Raw genomic sequence first — 16,235 nt, 5'->3', positions numbered from 1 at the left:
TGCCCACACCACAGGAAGCACCATGAGCAGCACTGCCAAAATTTTAGTGATTAACGGCCCAAATCTAAATTTGCTTGGCCGTCGCGAGCCGGGGCACTATGGCCACCAAACCTTAGCCACAATTGTGAGCGATTTAACCGAAAGTGCTAATCAGCTTGGCGTTGAGTTAGCGCACATTCAGTCAAACGCTGAATACCAACTTATTGATGCCATACATGCTACTGATGCCCAGTTTATTATTATCAATCCTGCTGCATTTACCCACACCAGCGTAGCCTTGCGTGACGCAATACTCGGCGTTGCGATTCCGTTTATTGAAGTGCATTTATCAAATGTGCATGCGCGCGAGCCTTTTAGACATCATTCGTATTTTTCTGACAAAGCCCAAGGGGTTATTTGCGGCCTAGGCGCACAAGGCTATGATTTTGCCCTGCAAGCGGCGATAAAATACCTAAAAGAGCACAACAAAGGATAAAGTTTGAGTAAGCTAAAGGCCGATATCAGCATTATTTATAGCGGCATATTCAGCCAGTGGGACAGCCAGAGTGATGACTTGCCACGTTTTTTAGAGGCGACTGTTCACGTCCCCGCCGTTATTGATACTGAGTTTGGTTTTATTGCTCGGATCAAAAAAGCCAAAAACCAAGTATTAACCTACTGCATATATCATCCAGATATTCCAGACGACAATGGTCATGTGAGACCACCATTTGATGGAGAGGTTTTCATTAAAGAAAACGATTGGCGCTTTTACTTAGGCGATTGCATTTGGGCACCTGTGAGTAATAAGCTTGGTAACTGGCGAATGACACTTGAGCTCAATGGCAAAATTGTTGCCGATAAAACCTTTAAGATATATCTGCCCGAATAAAAGCTCTATCGATAATCACGCCGCCACATTTCAGGTGATTGTTTGCTATACTGCGCGCAAATTGCCCCGCCATTATCGAGTGTCCATGTCTATTCAAGCTGTTTTAACTGATGCGTTAGCGAAACGCGCTGCTTTTTTTGAGCACGCAAAGCAACATAATACCGATTGTTATCGGGTATTTCATGGCACTGTAGAAGGCGAAAATGGCCTTAATATTGACCGTTACGGCGATGCGTGGTTAATCCAAACCTTTCATCAAACTTTAACAGAACAACAGCTTGAAGCTATATCAAGTGTGCTGACCGCTCATGCTGACTTTCATATTGTTTACAATGATCGCTCAGGCAGTCACTCACGTGTCGCTAACACCAGCGGCAATGAAGCCCAGGATTATGCTCAAACGGAACAAGTTATCCGCGAAAACGGCATAAACTTTACCTCTAAGCTACGCCACGAAGGCCAGGACCCTCTGCTATTTTTAGACATGCGCATTGGTCGTGAATATGTATGCGATAACAGCAAAGATAAAACGGTACTCAACCTGTTTTCGTACACTTGCGGTATTGGTATTGCCGCTGCTATGGGCGGTGCGCGTAATGTAATGAATGTCGACTTTTCATCATTTGCATTAGCCGCCGGGCAAAAAAATGCCGAGTTAAATAAGGTTACCGATGTATGTGAGTTTGTGCAAAGTGATGCGTTTCCGGCGCTGCGTCAATTAGCGGGGTTAACGGTTGGCGGACGTCGTAATCAAAAACTGCCTAAATACCCAAAACTGCGGGCCATGCAATTTGATTTAGTGTTTTTAGACCCACCACGTTTTGCCAAAAGTGCTTTTGGTATTGTCGATTTAGTCAATGATTACCAAGGTTTATTTAAACCTGCTGTGTTAACCACTAAAGCAGGCGGTAAAATTGTGTGTTGTAACAATGTCGCTAAAGTGGATCGCCAAACATGGTATGACAGCCTAGTACGCTGCGTTGAAAAACAAGGCCGTAAAGTCACGGCAACACAGTGGTTAGAATGCCATCAAGACTTTCCTGCATTTGATGATAATCATCCACTAAAAATTGTCGTGCTTACTATAGATTAATCGACACTTCATCGATCATTTATAATCATTCAGCCACCCAAAAGGTGGCTGAATAGTTTTGGTTAATCAAAAGTGCTTACGACATTGCCACGATTTGTGGGTTACCCGCAGCGCTCGTCGCGCTGTAATTACGTGCATCTAAACTGGCAAAGGTTGTGTCTAAAATGGTATCGACGTATTGCCAATCGCCGCGTACTTCATCTGCCGTAAAGCTTAGCAACAAATAACCCCGGTCTTTTAAGTTGGCATATTTAAGATCGCTCACTAAGTCCACAATTGCCGCTTCGGTTGCTGGCATTTCAGCATCAGACAAACCTAAGTAATATTCAAGCCCTGGTGATGACACGGAGCTAGTGGCAAATTCAACGCCTACGGTATCGCCATTGGTGTCTGTTAGCTCATTAGCCCACGCATTATGAGTGTCTCCAGCAATAACCACTAAATTGTGATTTAACGATTTCGCTGTGGCATATATTACTTCGCGCTCATAGGCGTAACCATCCCAAGCATCAAGATTGTATGGAATCGATGGCAATTGTAGTAACACCATCACCTCTGGGGTCAACTTGTCTTGGTTAGCTTGCAGGTAAGCCAGTTGTTCAGCGGTTAACGTGGTATCGCCTGCTTGTGCACGAGCAGCTAATACCGCAATACCCGCGAGCTCAGCAAATTGTGGAATACTCATTTGCTGAGTCGCAATAGCAGCAGGCAATAACATTTTACCCATTAACACTTGCTGCCCCAGTACCTGCCACTTAGCAGTAGACTGCAACAAGGTTTGCTGTAGCCATAACAATTGGGTTTGCCCCAATAAAGTACGATTGGTGTCAGTGACTGCGGCTAAAAAATTATCACTATCAAAGCTGCCCGTTGTTGCGTCAATGTAGTCGCTGTACTCTAATTGTTTATCGCGAGCCAGCACACGAGTATCGAGCATGTGCAAATCAACCAAGTTACCGTAATTAAAACTTCTGTAGATTTCTTCATTATTCCCTTCGCTCCAAGGCCTAATGGGTAGCCACTCAAAGTAGGCTTGCAGTGCAGCAGCTTTGCGTTGATCAAAATCACCTTCATCGTCGTTATGATTTTCAGCGCCGTCTTTCCAGGTGTCGTTAGCCACTTCATGGTCGTCCCACACGGTAATAAAAGGCACTTTGGCATGCAGCTTTTGTAAACTACTGTCACTGCGGTACTGGCTGTAACGTGTACGATAATCGGCTAATAGAAACAGCTCACCTTCAGGCAAGACTTCACGGCCTAATGCAGCGGCATTTTCGCTGGCGTATTCACCACGAGCATATTCATAAAGGTAATCGCCTAAATGCACCACAGCATCTAAATCATCTCGCTGAGCAGCCATTTCGTACACATTAAAATAACCCGCTGGGAAATTAGCACACGACATCACCGCAAGCTTAACTGAGTCAACACTGCCCTGGGGTAACGTGCGGGTTTGACCAATCTCAGATACGTTTTCACCTGCTTTAAAACGATAAAAATATTGCTGACCTGGCGCTAAACCCACCGCATCAACTTTAACGGTATAGTCACGACTGTCATTGGTGACGGTTTGTCCATTAGTCACCAAATCAGTAAAGTTACTGTCGGTGGCGACTTCCCATGACACCGTTATATCGCCTTGTATATCAGGCGTAACGCGCGTCCATAAGATCACGGCATCAGCTGCAGGGTCGCCACTGGCAATACCTTGTAAAAACTGACCAGAAATAACCTCATCGTCATCACTATTGCAGCCCATTAGTCCGTAAGACACCACAGCAGCACCAACACCTTTAGCTGACATAGCCAAAAAATCACGACGAGTGACAAACCGTTTCATATCATATCCTTATTTTTATCGTTAACGGATGGCCATGATTTGCACGGCCTAAGAGGTCTAATGAGCGGTTATTGTGAGAGTGTTGAGTGACATTACAGTGACAAAAGCATGACAAACCCGACTTGCCTGCAGCCTTAATAATTGTCAAACCAAGCCTGCTGATGTAACCCCCCTTTTTATAGGCGAAACAAATTAACTAAATTAAATTGTGCGCAATATAGTTGCATTTTATTTTTTGCTTAGTTATAGTGAACACAATTAGATTGCGCACAACTTAAACTGTGCGCAACTTAGAATATTTTACTTTTACACGAGGTTTACTATGTCAACGTTATACACCACTTCAGCAACCGCATTAGCAGGCCGTAATGGTCAAGTTTCTACCGACGACAAAAAAGTCGACTTACAATTAAGCTACCCAAAAGAAATGGGCGGCAGTGGCGAGTTTACTAACCCTGAACAATTATTTGCCGCAGGATATGCAGCCTGTTTCTCAAACGCAATATTGCACGTAGCAAGCCAAGGTAAAGTGGCCATCAAAGCAGCTCCCACCACAGCAACGGTAGGCATTGGCCCCAACGATAATGGCGGATTTGCACTTACAGTCGCCCTTGCGGTTGAACTTGATTTAGACCAGCAATCAGCAGAAAAACTGGTTAAAACCGCGCACCAAGTTTGCCCATATTCAAATGCAGTACGTGGCAACATTGATGTAAAATTAACTGTAAATGGCCAAGCGATTTAACCCAAAAGATTGCGACATTAGCCAACAAAAAAACCAAGACGCGAGTCTTGGTTTTTTGCTGTTATTTATCGTTTAGGTTATTTAACCTGAGTTCGGGATAAGGGAAGATCTTATGTTATTTAAAATCAACACGTTACCCACTCTCACTTTCAAGCTTGTCATTTGTTCTGCTAACAAGGCGAATTGACGCATCAATAGCTAGCCTATTGCAAGTCGATTCAACGCAGTTAGCAGGGCAAAGGACTGTTTGAAAGGCGTTTATTATCCCGATCTCAGGTTATTTATCTTTAAGCATATTAAGCTTAGCTAAATAATTGCGCTTACTGGCGGGCATGTCAGTTAACGCTATCGCCTGTTGTAAAATATCTTGTGCTTTTTTATGCTGCCCTAAACCAACGTGAGCACGGGCAAGTGCATAGTATGCAGGATGAAAATACGGTGCACTGTCGATAAATTTTTCTAAAAATATCACGGTAGTTTTATAGTCTTTAAACTCGAGCGCTTCAATGCCCAAACTGTAATAGCTGTATGGATTACTCGACTCTATTGCTAACAAATGTTGATTAATCTTCTGTGCTTCCGCGGTTCTAGTTTGCAATTCCAACAACAAACGATAATTGCTTAAAACACTAATCGAATTTGTATTATTAGCTAAAGCGTAGCGATAAAGTTTTTCAGCCGTGTGTTCATCGCCTAAACGACGGTGAGCAATGGCCATCATATTGATTAATGCCTCGTAATCTGGGGCCAGCGTTAACCCTTTATTGAGCAGTAAAAACGCTTGTTGATATTGTTTCTCAAGCATGGCATCTGCCGCTAAATTACGATAAAACATCGCTAAAAATTGTTCTTCCGATACGATTGCGCCCGTTCTATCAAAGCGATCGGGGAAATAATCAATCACCGTCGCCAAGCTACCACTCAAAAAGTGCCCTTCAGGTTTTTCATCGTACAAAAATATACGAACATGATCCGAGGTCACTAAAATATCAGACGTAATATTGGTCAATATTGGCGCGGCATGCACTACTTGAAACACCGTATGCACGTTAAGCTCTTTTGCTACCGAATAGGTTAATAGTGCCAATGCCATACAATTACCAGACTGGTTTTCCCAGGATTCTGTACTGGTATAATTTTGCCCTTCGTAATTAAAATTCATCATTTTATGATTGATAAATGCGGCTACTTTTAATCGGTTTGGTAATGCTTTAATGCTGTCCCTCAATACAAAAGCCGCTAACTCATCTCGCTGCGATAAGGTTAAATGCGTTAAGCTCGAAATGGCGGGTACATCATTAACCTGCTCAGCTGACACTAGTGAATAATTAAACGAAGGCAACGTCGTTGATTGTTGGTTATTGGCAGGATGCAGTGAACAAGCACTTAATAACACGGTCATAAGGCACAACATGATATTGCGCCAACTCAATAGCAGATGACTTGATAAGGGCATTAACAACATTCCATGTAGTTGATTCATTGCTTAAATATGCAACAGATATCCCTCTATGGCAAGGTTGTCTATCTTAGTCCCTATAACGATTACGATTCTTTAATGCTCATTAAAATATCGAGTGCGCGCAGGCGATGTTTATGGCTGTATAAATCGTTAGTAAACATCACTTCATCTACGCCAAGCTGTTCAACAAACACTGCTAAACGATGTTTAATGGTCGCAGGGCCGCCGCAAATAGATAAGCTTAAAAAACTATCGACATAGCTTTTTTCTTGCTCACTCCACAACCCATCCATACTATCGACAGGCGGTTTTAACCACATTTCTTGACCACGAATAAGCGCTAAAATGCGTTGTTTTGAAGTGGTGCTAAGGTATTGCGCTTCAGCATCGGTAGGCGCTGCCACTAACGGTAGCCCAACCATCACATAAGGTTTGGCGAGCACTGCTGACGGGACAAACTCACGGCGATATAACGCAATAGCCTCAGATAAAAACCGTGGTGCAAAATGGCCCGCAAACACATACGGCAAACCACGTTGAGCCGCGAGTTGCGCACTGAATAAACTTGAGCCTAATAACCAAATCGGCACATTGGTATTTTCGCCCGGAATAGCTCTTACCGCTTTAGTCTGCCCTATTTGGCGAGCTTCACGTGGGCCAAGCAATGATTGCAGCTCACTGACTTCATTCGGAAAATGCTCCGCCCGCTGGGTATCACGATTAAGCGCTAAGCTGGTTACCGGATCACTGCCCGGCGCACGGCCTAGGCCTAAATCAATTCGGCCTGGGTACAAGCTAGCTAAGGTGCCAAACTGCTCAGCCACCACAAGCGGTGCATGATTAGGCAACATAATGCCACCCGCACCCACTCTAATGCGCTCTGTGCCACCCGCAATATAACCGATTAAAATCGAAGTGGCCGAGCAAATAATGCCCGGCATATTGTGGTGTTCGGCAAGCCAAAACCGATTAAACCCCAAGCTTTCTGCATGCTGGGCATAAGCTAGACTGCCCTGCAATGTTGATGACACTGTCGAGTCTTCGCGCATTGGCGCAAGTTCAAGTAACGAAAAAGGAATATCTGCCAATATTGACATCATGGCTCCTTATTTGAGGAATAAAAACCAACTTAAAAAGCTTGTAGCATCTCTGGAGTGAATTCGTCTGTGTCAACTGTAAAACCTGCAGCTTCAATAGCTTGCTGTAGTTTATCCAGTTCATTATTGACGTTTGACATGGTTAAGGTGTTGTTGTCTAACTCGTAAACCAATGCCAAACTTTGATAATAAAAACTCAATACCACCAAAGCATCACGGTTATTGTCTTTGGCCGCTTGTTGCACCGCTTTGAGTTTACGGTAAATTTTGTTTTGCAGCTGCTTAAGTTGCCACACGTAATACACTTCATAAAACTTGGGCTTTTCACGCAAGTTACGCACCAGCAGGCTGCACACCATTAACGCCAAAATAACCCCAGTAAAGTTTAGATGAAAATTCCCAGTAGACTCGGCACCAGGTAATGGCTTAACGCCAAAGAAATAAATCATTAACTGACCGAACACCAACGACAAAATGGCCAGTATCACCACTAAGCCAATCTGCACCTGATTGTTAACCGAACGGTACTGGCTTTTATCTATTTTAACTAACTTCATCACTCTACTCGCCAAAACACACAACAAATTAATGCATAGCTTAACGCGCCCTAATGGGAGAACAAAAGAGTAAATCGCTTTATATCAGAATAAAAAGGCACAAGCCCTTAAATCATCAATCATTTAAGGGCTTACCGTAATTACAACAATGAGCTTATCAATCTACTTGTAACCCAATTTAGGGTTTAGCTTAATTACGGCCTGCCATTACGCCGCCATCAACATCCCAAATTGCGCCCGTCACCCAGGCCGCATGTGAAGACAATAAAAACTTTACGCTATTGGCAACATCAACAGTTGTACCAATGCGGCCGATAGGGTGGAATCCATTAAAACCTGCTAATGCGCTTTCAACGTCATTAGGCTCAATAAAGGCTTCATAAATAGGCGTGTGCACTACCGCTGGCGACACGGCATTAACACGGATATTATGCTCTGCTAATTCCATCGCCATATGCTGAGTCAGTGCATGTAACCCCGCTTTTGCCATAGAATAAGCACTCGATGGAGTTGCTTTAATGGCTTGCTTCGCCCACATAGAACCAATATTAACAATGCTGCCACCGCCATGCTTAATCATGTTTCTGGCAACCGCTTGCGAAATTACAAACATCGCTTTGTTTAGCTCCATATAGATGTCGTAGTCACTCAACAGATGCGCTAAAAATGGCTTAGGGTTGAAATAACCTGCTGCATTAACTAAATAATCAATACTACAATCCATTGCATCAATCATTTCAACCACACGTTGCAGATCTTGCGCATTGTACAAGTTTGCTTGAACGCCACTGGCCTCGCCCAATGCTGATAACTGCGCAACCGCTGCGTCGAGCTTTTGAGTATTGTTACCCACAATAATGGTAGCGACACCTTGAGTAATTAATTGCTTAGCGGTTTCAAAACCAATACCACTGCTGCCACCAATAATTAATGCCGTTTTTTGGGTTAAAGTTGTCATTTGTTCACACCTAAGTTACGAGTAAGTGTGATAAGCTTATTGATAAACTATCTGATTGAATAGTAAGTACAATTTAGTTCCATAGGTACTTTTAGGTACATATTGATGAATACAAAAGAAAAATTATTTTCACGAAAGTCTGCACCCGAAAAGTCAGCCCGTATGGTCGAAACCATTTACGGCTGCAAATGGTCGTTAACCGTATCAGCTGCTCGCTAATAATATTAATCGTCCCGGTGAGATGGTTAAATCGGTTGATGGACTCAGCACTAAAGTGCTCAATCAATGCTTAAAAAAGAACCTCGAATTCGGGATTTTAAATAAGATAAATTATCCCGAAATTCCGCCTCGGGTAGAGTATGAGGTGACAGAGTTTGGCCAAAAATTTATGCGGATTTTAGACGACATTGAAAAGCTGCAAAATGAAATTGATGCTTAACCCGTAGGCTAAGCATCATCAGTTGAGTTCAAGTTAATTAACCTTTTAAGTTTCAGATGTGTCACTGGCGGCATTAAGCCATACAAACTCTGGCAATGCGGTTAAATCTAAGCAATCGCCCCACTGAGCAATGGCACTACTTTTGGGTTGGGTTGCCTCATCTTGATTAAGCGCTTCCATTAATACTTGTTGCGCCTCAGGCTCACCATGCACCAATATAATGGCAGGTGAATCTTCAAAGTGATGATACCAACGCAACAACTCAGCTTGGTCAGCATGGGCAGACAAACCGCCAACGGTGTGAATACGCGCAGCCACTTTGACACTTTGGCCATGAATGGTCAGCTCTTCTGCGCCATCCACCAATAAGCGCCCCGGAGTGCCTAACGCCTGATAACCACAAATAATAATGTTGGCTTCTTTACGCCATAAATTATGCACAAAATGGTTACGAATACGGCCGCCATTACACATACCGCTCCCCGCAATCACAATTAATCCTTCGTGTATGTCATTAAGTGCTATCGACTCTTCTGTGCTGCTTACAAACTCAGCACACGATAGTAATGGATGATTGCCGGGCGACATCCGAGTGAAACGCTTAAAATCATCGTCCAATATGGGGTAATTGTTAACGTAAACCTCAGTAGCTTTAATCGCCATTGGACTGTCTAAACAAATACGCCAACGCGATAAGTCCCATTCTTTGGCATATAAATGGAACAAATACAGTAATTCTTGCGCACGACCCACTGAAAAAGCGGGGATTAAAATATTGCCGCGACTTTGGTTAATGGTCGCTTTAAATATCGATTTAAGCTCCACTAGTGTTTCATGCCAGCTGCGGTGTAAACGGTTGCCGTAGGTACTTTCCATTAGCACTAAATCAGCTTTGTCGACAAAGGTTGGATCACTTAATATCGGCATGCCTGCACGACCTAAGTCACCACTAAAAACTAGTTTTTTCTGTTCTGGCTGTTGCCCTAGCCACAACTCAACTATCGCCGAACCGAGAATATGCCCCGCATCCGACAAGCGTACTTCAAGAGCGTCTGCCACTTGGACACGCTGGCCATAATCGACCACCACAAACTGAGCCAATACCTGCTCGACATCTTCTTCAGTAAAGAGTGGTTCAAGTGCTTCTAAATCATTTTTAACACGCTTTTTATTTTTTCTTTCAGTGTCGCGCTCTTGCAGCATTGCCGCATCACGCAGCATGATATTACATAACTGCGCGGTGGCTCTTTGGGTGTAAATGGGGCCTAAAAACCCTTGCTTAACGAGACTGGGTAAACGTCCTGAATGGTCAATATGCGCATGGCTTAAAACCACGGCATGAAGCTGGGCAGGATCAAATGGGAAAGGATCATGATTGCGCAACTCGTCGGCTTTTCCGCCTTGAATTAACCCACAATCTAATAGTACCTGCTTGCCATCAATAGTCAGCAAATGGCAGGAACCCGTCACTTCTTCTGTCGCTCCGAAAAACTGTAAAGTCATTTGCATAAAATCACCTTTATCGCAATGAGCCATAAACTAAGCGTATGACATTTTCAGAATTAAATAGCGATCCACATCAAATAAACGACTAAAAATCCTCACCCAAAAATGCTACATAAAAAATCATTTTTAATGCATAAAACACCAATTGTTAACATTCACCCACACTGCATAACCTATTGTTAACACTTATTTTAACTAAATCATTGATGATTAATTTTTATGATCAATATCGCCATTTTGAGCATATTTCACTTTGTGAGTCGATAAAGGTTTTGCTACTCTCCGCTTCTTCAATGGAAAGATGTATTAATGGACTAAGCTGTGCACATACACTGGACCTTAAGCATTAAGGCCTGCAAAAACTCCATCTAACGTTATGTCTTTTCTAGATTTTCTTTGTTGTGACTTTTTTGCGTTTATTGTTATATAGCTGACCGCCCAGTCTATCTTTTCTGTTATTTCTGACCAAGCCCGATGACAGATACACTCAAAGATTGGCAGTAGCCAAACGTCCACATTCTTTGCCGCTTTGAACAGCGAAACTGAAGGCATGATGCGCATCGCAGTGCTGCGTCTGATGATAAGTGCCAACAGGCTGGCCCATACTAGGCCGTCAACTATCGCTTTCTGCGCGGTGGCAAATCTCTGCCAGTTTGTATGTGATTTCAACTCTTTGAACAGCAGTTCAACCTGCCAGCGGCAGCGGTAAATCGCCATAATGTCATCGGCTGAGTAAGACTCTGCCGGTAAGTTGGTTAGCCAGATGCAAAATCGTTTTTCTTCTGCAAACCAACGCCTTATCACTCGAAATTCCTGCGTTCCCCGCAGGGCTTTTAGGTCAAGCACTTCTGAGCGATTGGTGCGACGCGTGATGTCTTTAAGCTTCATTCCGGCAAGCTTAGGCAGTACACGGCCCTTGCCATTTCTAGCTTCAACTATTCTTGGGTTGAGTGACTTTTGCCCCCGAAAAATATAGAACCCTTGATGCCGTTCCACATTGGCAAAATATTCGAAATCAGGATAGCCCGCATCAGCCAGAAGCAGTGTATTTTTCATTCTAAAGGCCATGGGGAGATAGGTTCTTTCTGAAGCGGTATCAGCACTTATCGCCATTGCCGTGGGGTTAAATGTGCGCAATGACAGGGTCATATGGCACTCTATCGCGGCTGGATTACGCTTAAAGCGGCTTGGGTACACGTCAGCTAACGCCTTGTGAACATGAAAAGAACTGCCGTCCTGAAGCAAAATATCATCAAAGCCTAACAACTTCTTCGGAAGCGAAGCGCATTGTTGGCGAGCAAACTGAGCGATAGCCAGCTGAACCAATTGCTTCATAAAATCAGCAAAGGCGGCTTTGCGGAGCTGATTATGAAAAGGTTTGTAAGCCACATTATCATTTTCTGTCAGACACATACCATTAAACTGACGATGTAAGTCAGCAATGGCATGGCAGTTCCCTTTGCTCAACGCAGAGAGCAAGCTCGGTACCAATAGTTCAGGTAATACAGCGCGATTTCGCTGTATAAACCCTGTGCGCTTAGCCATTTTTTGAAGGATGTCTGCATTGAAGAATTGCATAAATTGCTTTTTTAAGGTGATAATTGTCATCGGCTTTATTTATTGGTCATGTTGATTTGTTTGGCGACAATTATCAGATCATAAATAAGGCCTTTTTTCTATCTAAAATATAGGTTTATTGCTAAAGATCCTGTCTATGAAGCTGTGCATACTCAAACAACGAGACAAGAAATGAAAATGAATAAAACTTTAGTTGCAGCGTTGATTTCTAGCGCACTAATCACACCTTCGGCTTTAGCTACCGAAATTTTTAAAGATGATGTTAATGCCGTTAGCATTGGTGGTTTTGTTGATGCTCGCGTCATCAATACCCAAGGTGAAACTGAAGTCGTTAACGGCGCGTCACGCATTAATTTTGGGTTTGCTCGCCAACTACAAGATGGCTGGAACGCATTTGCAAAATTAGAGTGGGGAGTTAACCCTGTCGGTAGCACAGACATTGTTTACAACAACCGTTTTGAATCAATTCAAGATGAGTTTTTTTATAACCGTTTAGGCTATGCAGGTCTTGCACATGACACCTACGGTAGTCTCACAATTGGCAAGCAATGGGGTGCTTGGTATGACGTGGTATACGGCACAAACTACGGTTTTGTGTGGGACGGTAACACTGCTGGTGTATACACTTATAACAAAGATGACGGCGCAGTAAACGGTGTAGGTCGCGGTGACAAAACCGTGCAATACCGTAACAGTTTTGGCGACGTGAGCTTTGCCGTACAAGTGCAGTTAAAAAACAGCGAGTTTTATACTTGCGACTATGAAGATATTACCCAAGATGATTGTGAAGCGTTATGGGAAACAGGCTCTGCAGAAGCACAGCAGGTTGAATATAACTACACTTACGGTGGCTCGGTAACTTACCAAGCAACTGACAAGCTTGTGTTAGCCGCAGGTGTTAACTATGGTGAGTTTGATGTTGAATTTGGTAACGGCACTAACTCTACCGCTGAAGACATCATTTACGGTGTAGGGGTGACCTGGGGTAACTTCGATCAGTATGGGTTTTATGGTTCGGCAAACATCAACAAAAACGAAAACCACGACACTGACAACATTGGTCGCTTAATTGATGAAGCCGTTGGTGTTGAGTCGTTATTCTCGTACATGTTTGAAAATAACATTCGTGCCTTTGTGTCGTACAACATCTTAGATGCTGGCGATGATTATGTGATTCAGCCAAACTACAATGCTGATCCAGAAGACGAATTTAAGCGTCAGTTTGTGGTGATGGGGCTACATTATGTATTTAACCCAGAAACCGTTGTGTATTTAGAAGTACGTCGTGATTACAGCGACTTTACAAGCAACGATAAAGACCAACAAGCAAGAATGGAACTGTCTGAAGACGACGGCGTAGCTATTGGTATTCGTTACACTCTTTAATGTGACGCAAACTGAATGATATGACTTAGGTTTTATCGTTTAACTGCAAATTAAAAAAGGTTCGACAGCGATGTCGAACCTTTTTTATTGGGATGAGTCTTGCGAAAGGCTCATCCCAGATAACTCAAGCAAAGCCAGTTAAGCCACCGTTGGCTCATCAACAATAGTGACTTTTTCAACCACGATTGGCTCGCGCGGCACATCTTCATGGCCGGCAATAGTGGTGGTTTTTACCCGCTCAATTTGATGAATCACATCCATCCCGGCGGTCACTTTGGCAAATACAGCATAACCCCAACCCGCATTGGTTGTGCCTGTATGGTCTAAAAAGTCATTATTGGCCACGTTAATAAAAAACTGCCCAGTTGCTGAATGTGGCGCATCTGTTCGCGCCATGGCTAACGTACCTATCACATTTTTAAGGCCTTTATTCGCTTCATTGGCAATAGGGTCACGAGTCGGCTTTTCTTTCATTTTGGCCGTTAAGCCGCCACCCTGAACCATAAAGCCTTTAATCACCCGATGAAAAATTGTGCCTTCATAAAAGCCATCTTGGCAAAATTTTAAAAAGTTTTTTGAGGTAACCGGTGCACGTTCCATGTCCAGTTCTACAGTAAAATCGCCAAGGTTGGTGCTAAAAATAATCATAAAATGCCCACAAGGTTAAAACAATAATAGCGACCATTATAGCCGCTATTAGTGTTATCACGTTCGAATTTATTGCCCTGTTTTTTGATTAAATAAATCCATCGCAGATTTTGTCATAGCACGAACGCCCGTGCGGATCGTGAGTGAGTAATCAGGTGCAAACTGGCTAGAATGCAACGATGGCAATGCTTCACCCGAGTCAATACTTGCCTGATATTGCTTAGGGTTTACGCCGCCAAGCCAAAACAATGTAATGGGGCGTTTTTCTGGCGTGAGGCCATATAAACCAAAGTCTTCACCCGCCATCACAGGTGGTGCAATAAGCACATTGTCACTGCCAAGCTCGGCCTCAATACTGGCTTTAACCATAGTGGCTAATATTGGATCATTATACGTTGATGGAATAGTTTCATCGTCATGCACATACACTACTGGCGCTAACTCGTCAGGCAAGCCAGCACTCATCGCAATACCGGCGGTAATACGTTTAATCGCAGCAATTTGTTGCTCGCGTACTTCAGGGTTATATGAGCGCAAGGTAAGCTGTAGCTTTACTTCATCTGAAATAATATTGTGTTTTGAACCCCCATGAATCGACCCTACCGTGACCACATTGGGCTCTAACGGCGACACTTCGCGGCTCACTATCGTTTGTAATGCCAGAACAGTGCGCGCAGCAAGCACAACAGGGTCAACCGTGGCATGCGGATAAGCCCCATGGCCGCCTTTACCTTTAATGCTAATATCAACCGAGTCGACATTAGCGAGTGCATAACCGCTTACCGTACCAACCTTGCCCGCAGGAATTGACGCACTCACATGTAACCCAATAATGCTATCGGGCGTGGGGAACTGGCTAAACAAACCTTGTTTAAGCATGGCTTTAGCGCCACCGCCCACCTCTTCTGCCGGCTGGGCGACCATCATTAACGTGCCCTGCCAATCAGCTTTGTGCTTAACCAACTGCTCAGCTGCACCAATAAGGCTGGTCATGTGAATATCGTGGCCACAGCCATGCATAATGCCCACGGTATTATTGTTAGCATCAACTGTGGTGACGGTTGAGGCATAGTCTTTTCCGGTTTGTTCAACAATCGGTAGGCCATCGGTATCGGCGCGGATCATCACCACCGGCCCCTCGCCATTTTGCAATATACCTACCACACCATAACCACCAAAATTAGCCGTCACCTCAAAGCCAAGTTGCTTAAGCTCAGCGGCCATACGCTCGCTGGTGGCTTTTTCTTGATACGACAGCTCAGGATGCTGGTGCAAATGCAGATAAAGCTTTTCAAGCTTAGGTAAAGCTTGAGCCACTGACTGATCAAGCTTGGTATCAGCAACAGCATTCAATGACAGTGACGAAGCAGTAAGCGCAAGCGCTAATAAGGGATAAGCAAGACGAAAGCGGGTCATATTATTATTCTTAAATGTCGGGAATTGAATATGTTAACCTAGCGTTTTAACGACATCATTGCCAATACATAATAAAAAATAAGGGAACCCAATGAAGGTGATTACCGAAACACCAAGGCTCATTATTCGAGAATTTACCCTCGCAGATGCCCCCGCAGTATTGCACTTTAATACCCCGGAGCAAGTGAACCGATATACTGGCGATGCAGGCGTGTGTAACACGTTAAGTGATGCCGAAAACATCATTCGCGATATTTGGCTGGTAGAATACAAGCAATATGGCTTTGGCCGCTGGGCAGTCGTCGTAAAAGACACCAATACAGTGATTGGTTTTTGCGGCTTTAAAAATGAAACCCGTATTAATGCGGTCGATATAGGCTATCGTTTACACCCCGATTATTGGGGCCAAGGTTTGGCTACCGAAGCCAACCAAGCTTGTATTGATTATGCCAAAAAGCATATGGATTTAGACATTGTTTATGCTGATGTGGTTGACGCCAATAGTGGTTCAATTAATGTGGTAACTAAGTTAGGCATGGTTTATCACTCACAGTATCAAGAAGGCGAATTTACCGTTAATCGGTATGTTATTTCACTCAAAACTGGCAGTTATGGAGATAACGCTTAGTCGAAACACGT

General features: G+C 43.7%; 15 protein-coding genes and 1 pseudogene. 7 read left to right on the top strand and 9 right to left on the bottom strand.

What is annotated here, in order from left to right; translation table 11 throughout:
- The first annotated feature begins 22 nt into the window (after positions 1–22).
- The 3 genes from aroQ to K8B83_RS04855 all read left to right on the top strand — a co-directional run bounded on the left by aroQ (position 23) and on the right by K8B83_RS04855 (position 1,964).
- Positions 23–475: a type II 3-dehydroquinate dehydratase gene (gene aroQ, locus K8B83_RS04865; protein ID WP_188736108.1), complete on the top strand. Its 453-nt coding sequence runs from the start codon at positions 23–25 to the stop codon at positions 473–475.
- A gap of 3 nt (positions 476–478) precedes the next feature.
- Positions 479–871: a DUF3859 domain-containing protein gene (locus K8B83_RS04860; RefSeq protein WP_188736106.1), complete on the top strand. Its 393-nt coding sequence runs from the start codon at positions 479–481 to the stop codon at positions 869–871.
- A gap of 85 nt (positions 872–956) precedes the next feature.
- Complete coding sequence (locus tag K8B83_RS04855) at positions 957–1,964, top strand: class I SAM-dependent rRNA methyltransferase (RefSeq protein ID WP_188736104.1); 1,008 nt, start codon at positions 957–959, stop codon at positions 1,962–1,964.
- Positions 1,965–2,040: 76 nt separating this feature from the next.
- Here K8B83_RS04855 and K8B83_RS04850 read toward each other — a convergent pair whose 3' ends face one another.
- Positions 2,041–3,804 carry an alkaline phosphatase D family protein gene (locus K8B83_RS04850; RefSeq protein WP_188736102.1) on the bottom strand — a complete coding sequence of 588 codons (1,764 nt, stop codon included), beginning with the start codon at positions 3,802–3,804 and terminating at the stop codon, positions 2,041–2,043.
- Between the two features lie 322 nt (positions 3,805–4,126).
- Here K8B83_RS04850 and K8B83_RS04845 point away from each other — a divergent pair, with 322 nt between their 5' ends.
- Positions 4,127–4,549, top strand: a complete 423-nt coding sequence (locus K8B83_RS04845; protein WP_188736100.1) for an organic hydroperoxide resistance protein — start codon at positions 4,127–4,129, stop codon at positions 4,547–4,549.
- Between the two features lie 277 nt (positions 4,550–4,826).
- On the opposite strand, the gene K8B83_RS04840 is transcribed toward K8B83_RS04845, so the two are convergent.
- From K8B83_RS04840 to K8B83_RS04825, 4 genes are all read right to left on the bottom strand, one after another.
- Positions 4,827–5,951, bottom strand: coding sequence for a tetratricopeptide repeat protein (locus K8B83_RS04840; RefSeq protein ID WP_223419282.1), 1,125 nt, complete (start codon positions 5,949–5,951; stop codon positions 4,827–4,829).
- A gap of 143 nt (positions 5,952–6,094) precedes the next feature.
- Positions 6,095–7,108, bottom strand: coding sequence for an LLM class flavin-dependent oxidoreductase (locus tag K8B83_RS04835; protein ID WP_188736512.1), 1,014 nt, complete (start codon positions 7,106–7,108; stop codon positions 6,095–6,097).
- Positions 7,109–7,140: 32 nt separating this feature from the next.
- Positions 7,141–7,665 carry a DUF3087 domain-containing protein gene (locus tag K8B83_RS04830; protein WP_188736510.1) on the bottom strand — a complete coding sequence of 175 codons (525 nt, stop codon included), beginning with the start codon at positions 7,663–7,665 and terminating at the stop codon, positions 7,141–7,143.
- 190 nt (positions 7,666–7,855) lie between these two features.
- The gene (locus K8B83_RS04825) at positions 7,856–8,623 is read right to left on the bottom strand and encodes an SDR family NAD(P)-dependent oxidoreductase (protein ID WP_188736096.1); all 768 of its coding nucleotides are present in this window, start codon (positions 8,621–8,623) and stop codon (positions 7,856–7,858) included.
- A 105-nt stretch (positions 8,624–8,728) separates the two neighbouring features.
- On the opposite strand from K8B83_RS04825, the pseudogene K8B83_RS04820 reads away from it, so the two are divergent.
- Positions 8,729–9,062 (top strand): annotated as a pseudogene (locus tag K8B83_RS04820) (winged helix-turn-helix transcriptional regulator).
- Between the two features lie 45 nt (positions 9,063–9,107).
- On the opposite strand, the gene K8B83_RS04815 reads toward K8B83_RS04820, so the two are convergent.
- Positions 9,108–10,571 (bottom strand): MBL fold metallo-hydrolase RNA specificity domain-containing protein, encoded by a 1,464-nt coding sequence (locus K8B83_RS04815; RefSeq protein WP_188736092.1) that lies wholly within the window; start codon positions 10,569–10,571, stop codon positions 9,108–9,110.
- 336 nt (positions 10,572–10,907) lie between these two features.
- The gene (locus K8B83_RS04810; protein WP_188741273.1) at positions 10,908–12,176 is read right to left on the bottom strand and encodes an IS4 family transposase; all 1,269 of its coding nucleotides are present in this window, start codon (positions 12,174–12,176) and stop codon (positions 10,908–10,910) included.
- A gap of 147 nt (positions 12,177–12,323) precedes the next feature.
- On the opposite strand from K8B83_RS04810, the gene K8B83_RS04805 reads away from it, so the two are divergent.
- Positions 12,324–13,532, top strand: a complete 1,209-nt coding sequence (locus K8B83_RS04805) for a porin (protein WP_188740639.1) — start codon at positions 12,324–12,326, stop codon at positions 13,530–13,532.
- Between the two features lie 138 nt (positions 13,533–13,670).
- Here K8B83_RS04805 and K8B83_RS04800 read toward each other — a convergent pair whose 3' ends face one another.
- Both K8B83_RS04800 and K8B83_RS04795 read right to left on the bottom strand, forming a co-directional pair.
- Entirely contained in the window at positions 13,671–14,180 is a 510-nt protein-coding gene (locus K8B83_RS04800; RefSeq protein WP_223419280.1) for a peptidylprolyl isomerase, read from the bottom strand.
- A 69-nt stretch (positions 14,181–14,249) separates the two neighbouring features.
- Positions 14,250–15,596: a M20 metallopeptidase family protein gene (locus K8B83_RS04795; protein WP_223419278.1), complete on the bottom strand. Its 1,347-nt coding sequence runs from the start codon at positions 15,594–15,596 to the stop codon at positions 14,250–14,252.
- Positions 15,597–15,687: 91 nt separating this feature from the next.
- Here K8B83_RS04795 and K8B83_RS04790 point away from each other — a divergent pair, with 91 nt between their 5' ends.
- The gene (locus K8B83_RS04790) at positions 15,688–16,224 is read left to right on the top strand and encodes a GNAT family N-acetyltransferase (RefSeq protein ID WP_188740642.1); all 537 of its coding nucleotides are present in this window, start codon (positions 15,688–15,690) and stop codon (positions 16,222–16,224) included.
- Positions 16,225–16,235: the final 11 nt, after the last annotated feature.

It is taken from the genome of Shewanella inventionis (genome assembly GCF_019931735.1).
In the GTDB taxonomy this organism is placed as follows: domain Bacteria; phylum Pseudomonadota; class Gammaproteobacteria; order Enterobacterales; family Shewanellaceae; genus Shewanella; species Shewanella inventionis.
Note: the sequence above shows the minus strand (reverse complement) of the source record. Positions and strands in the feature narration are given on the sequence as shown.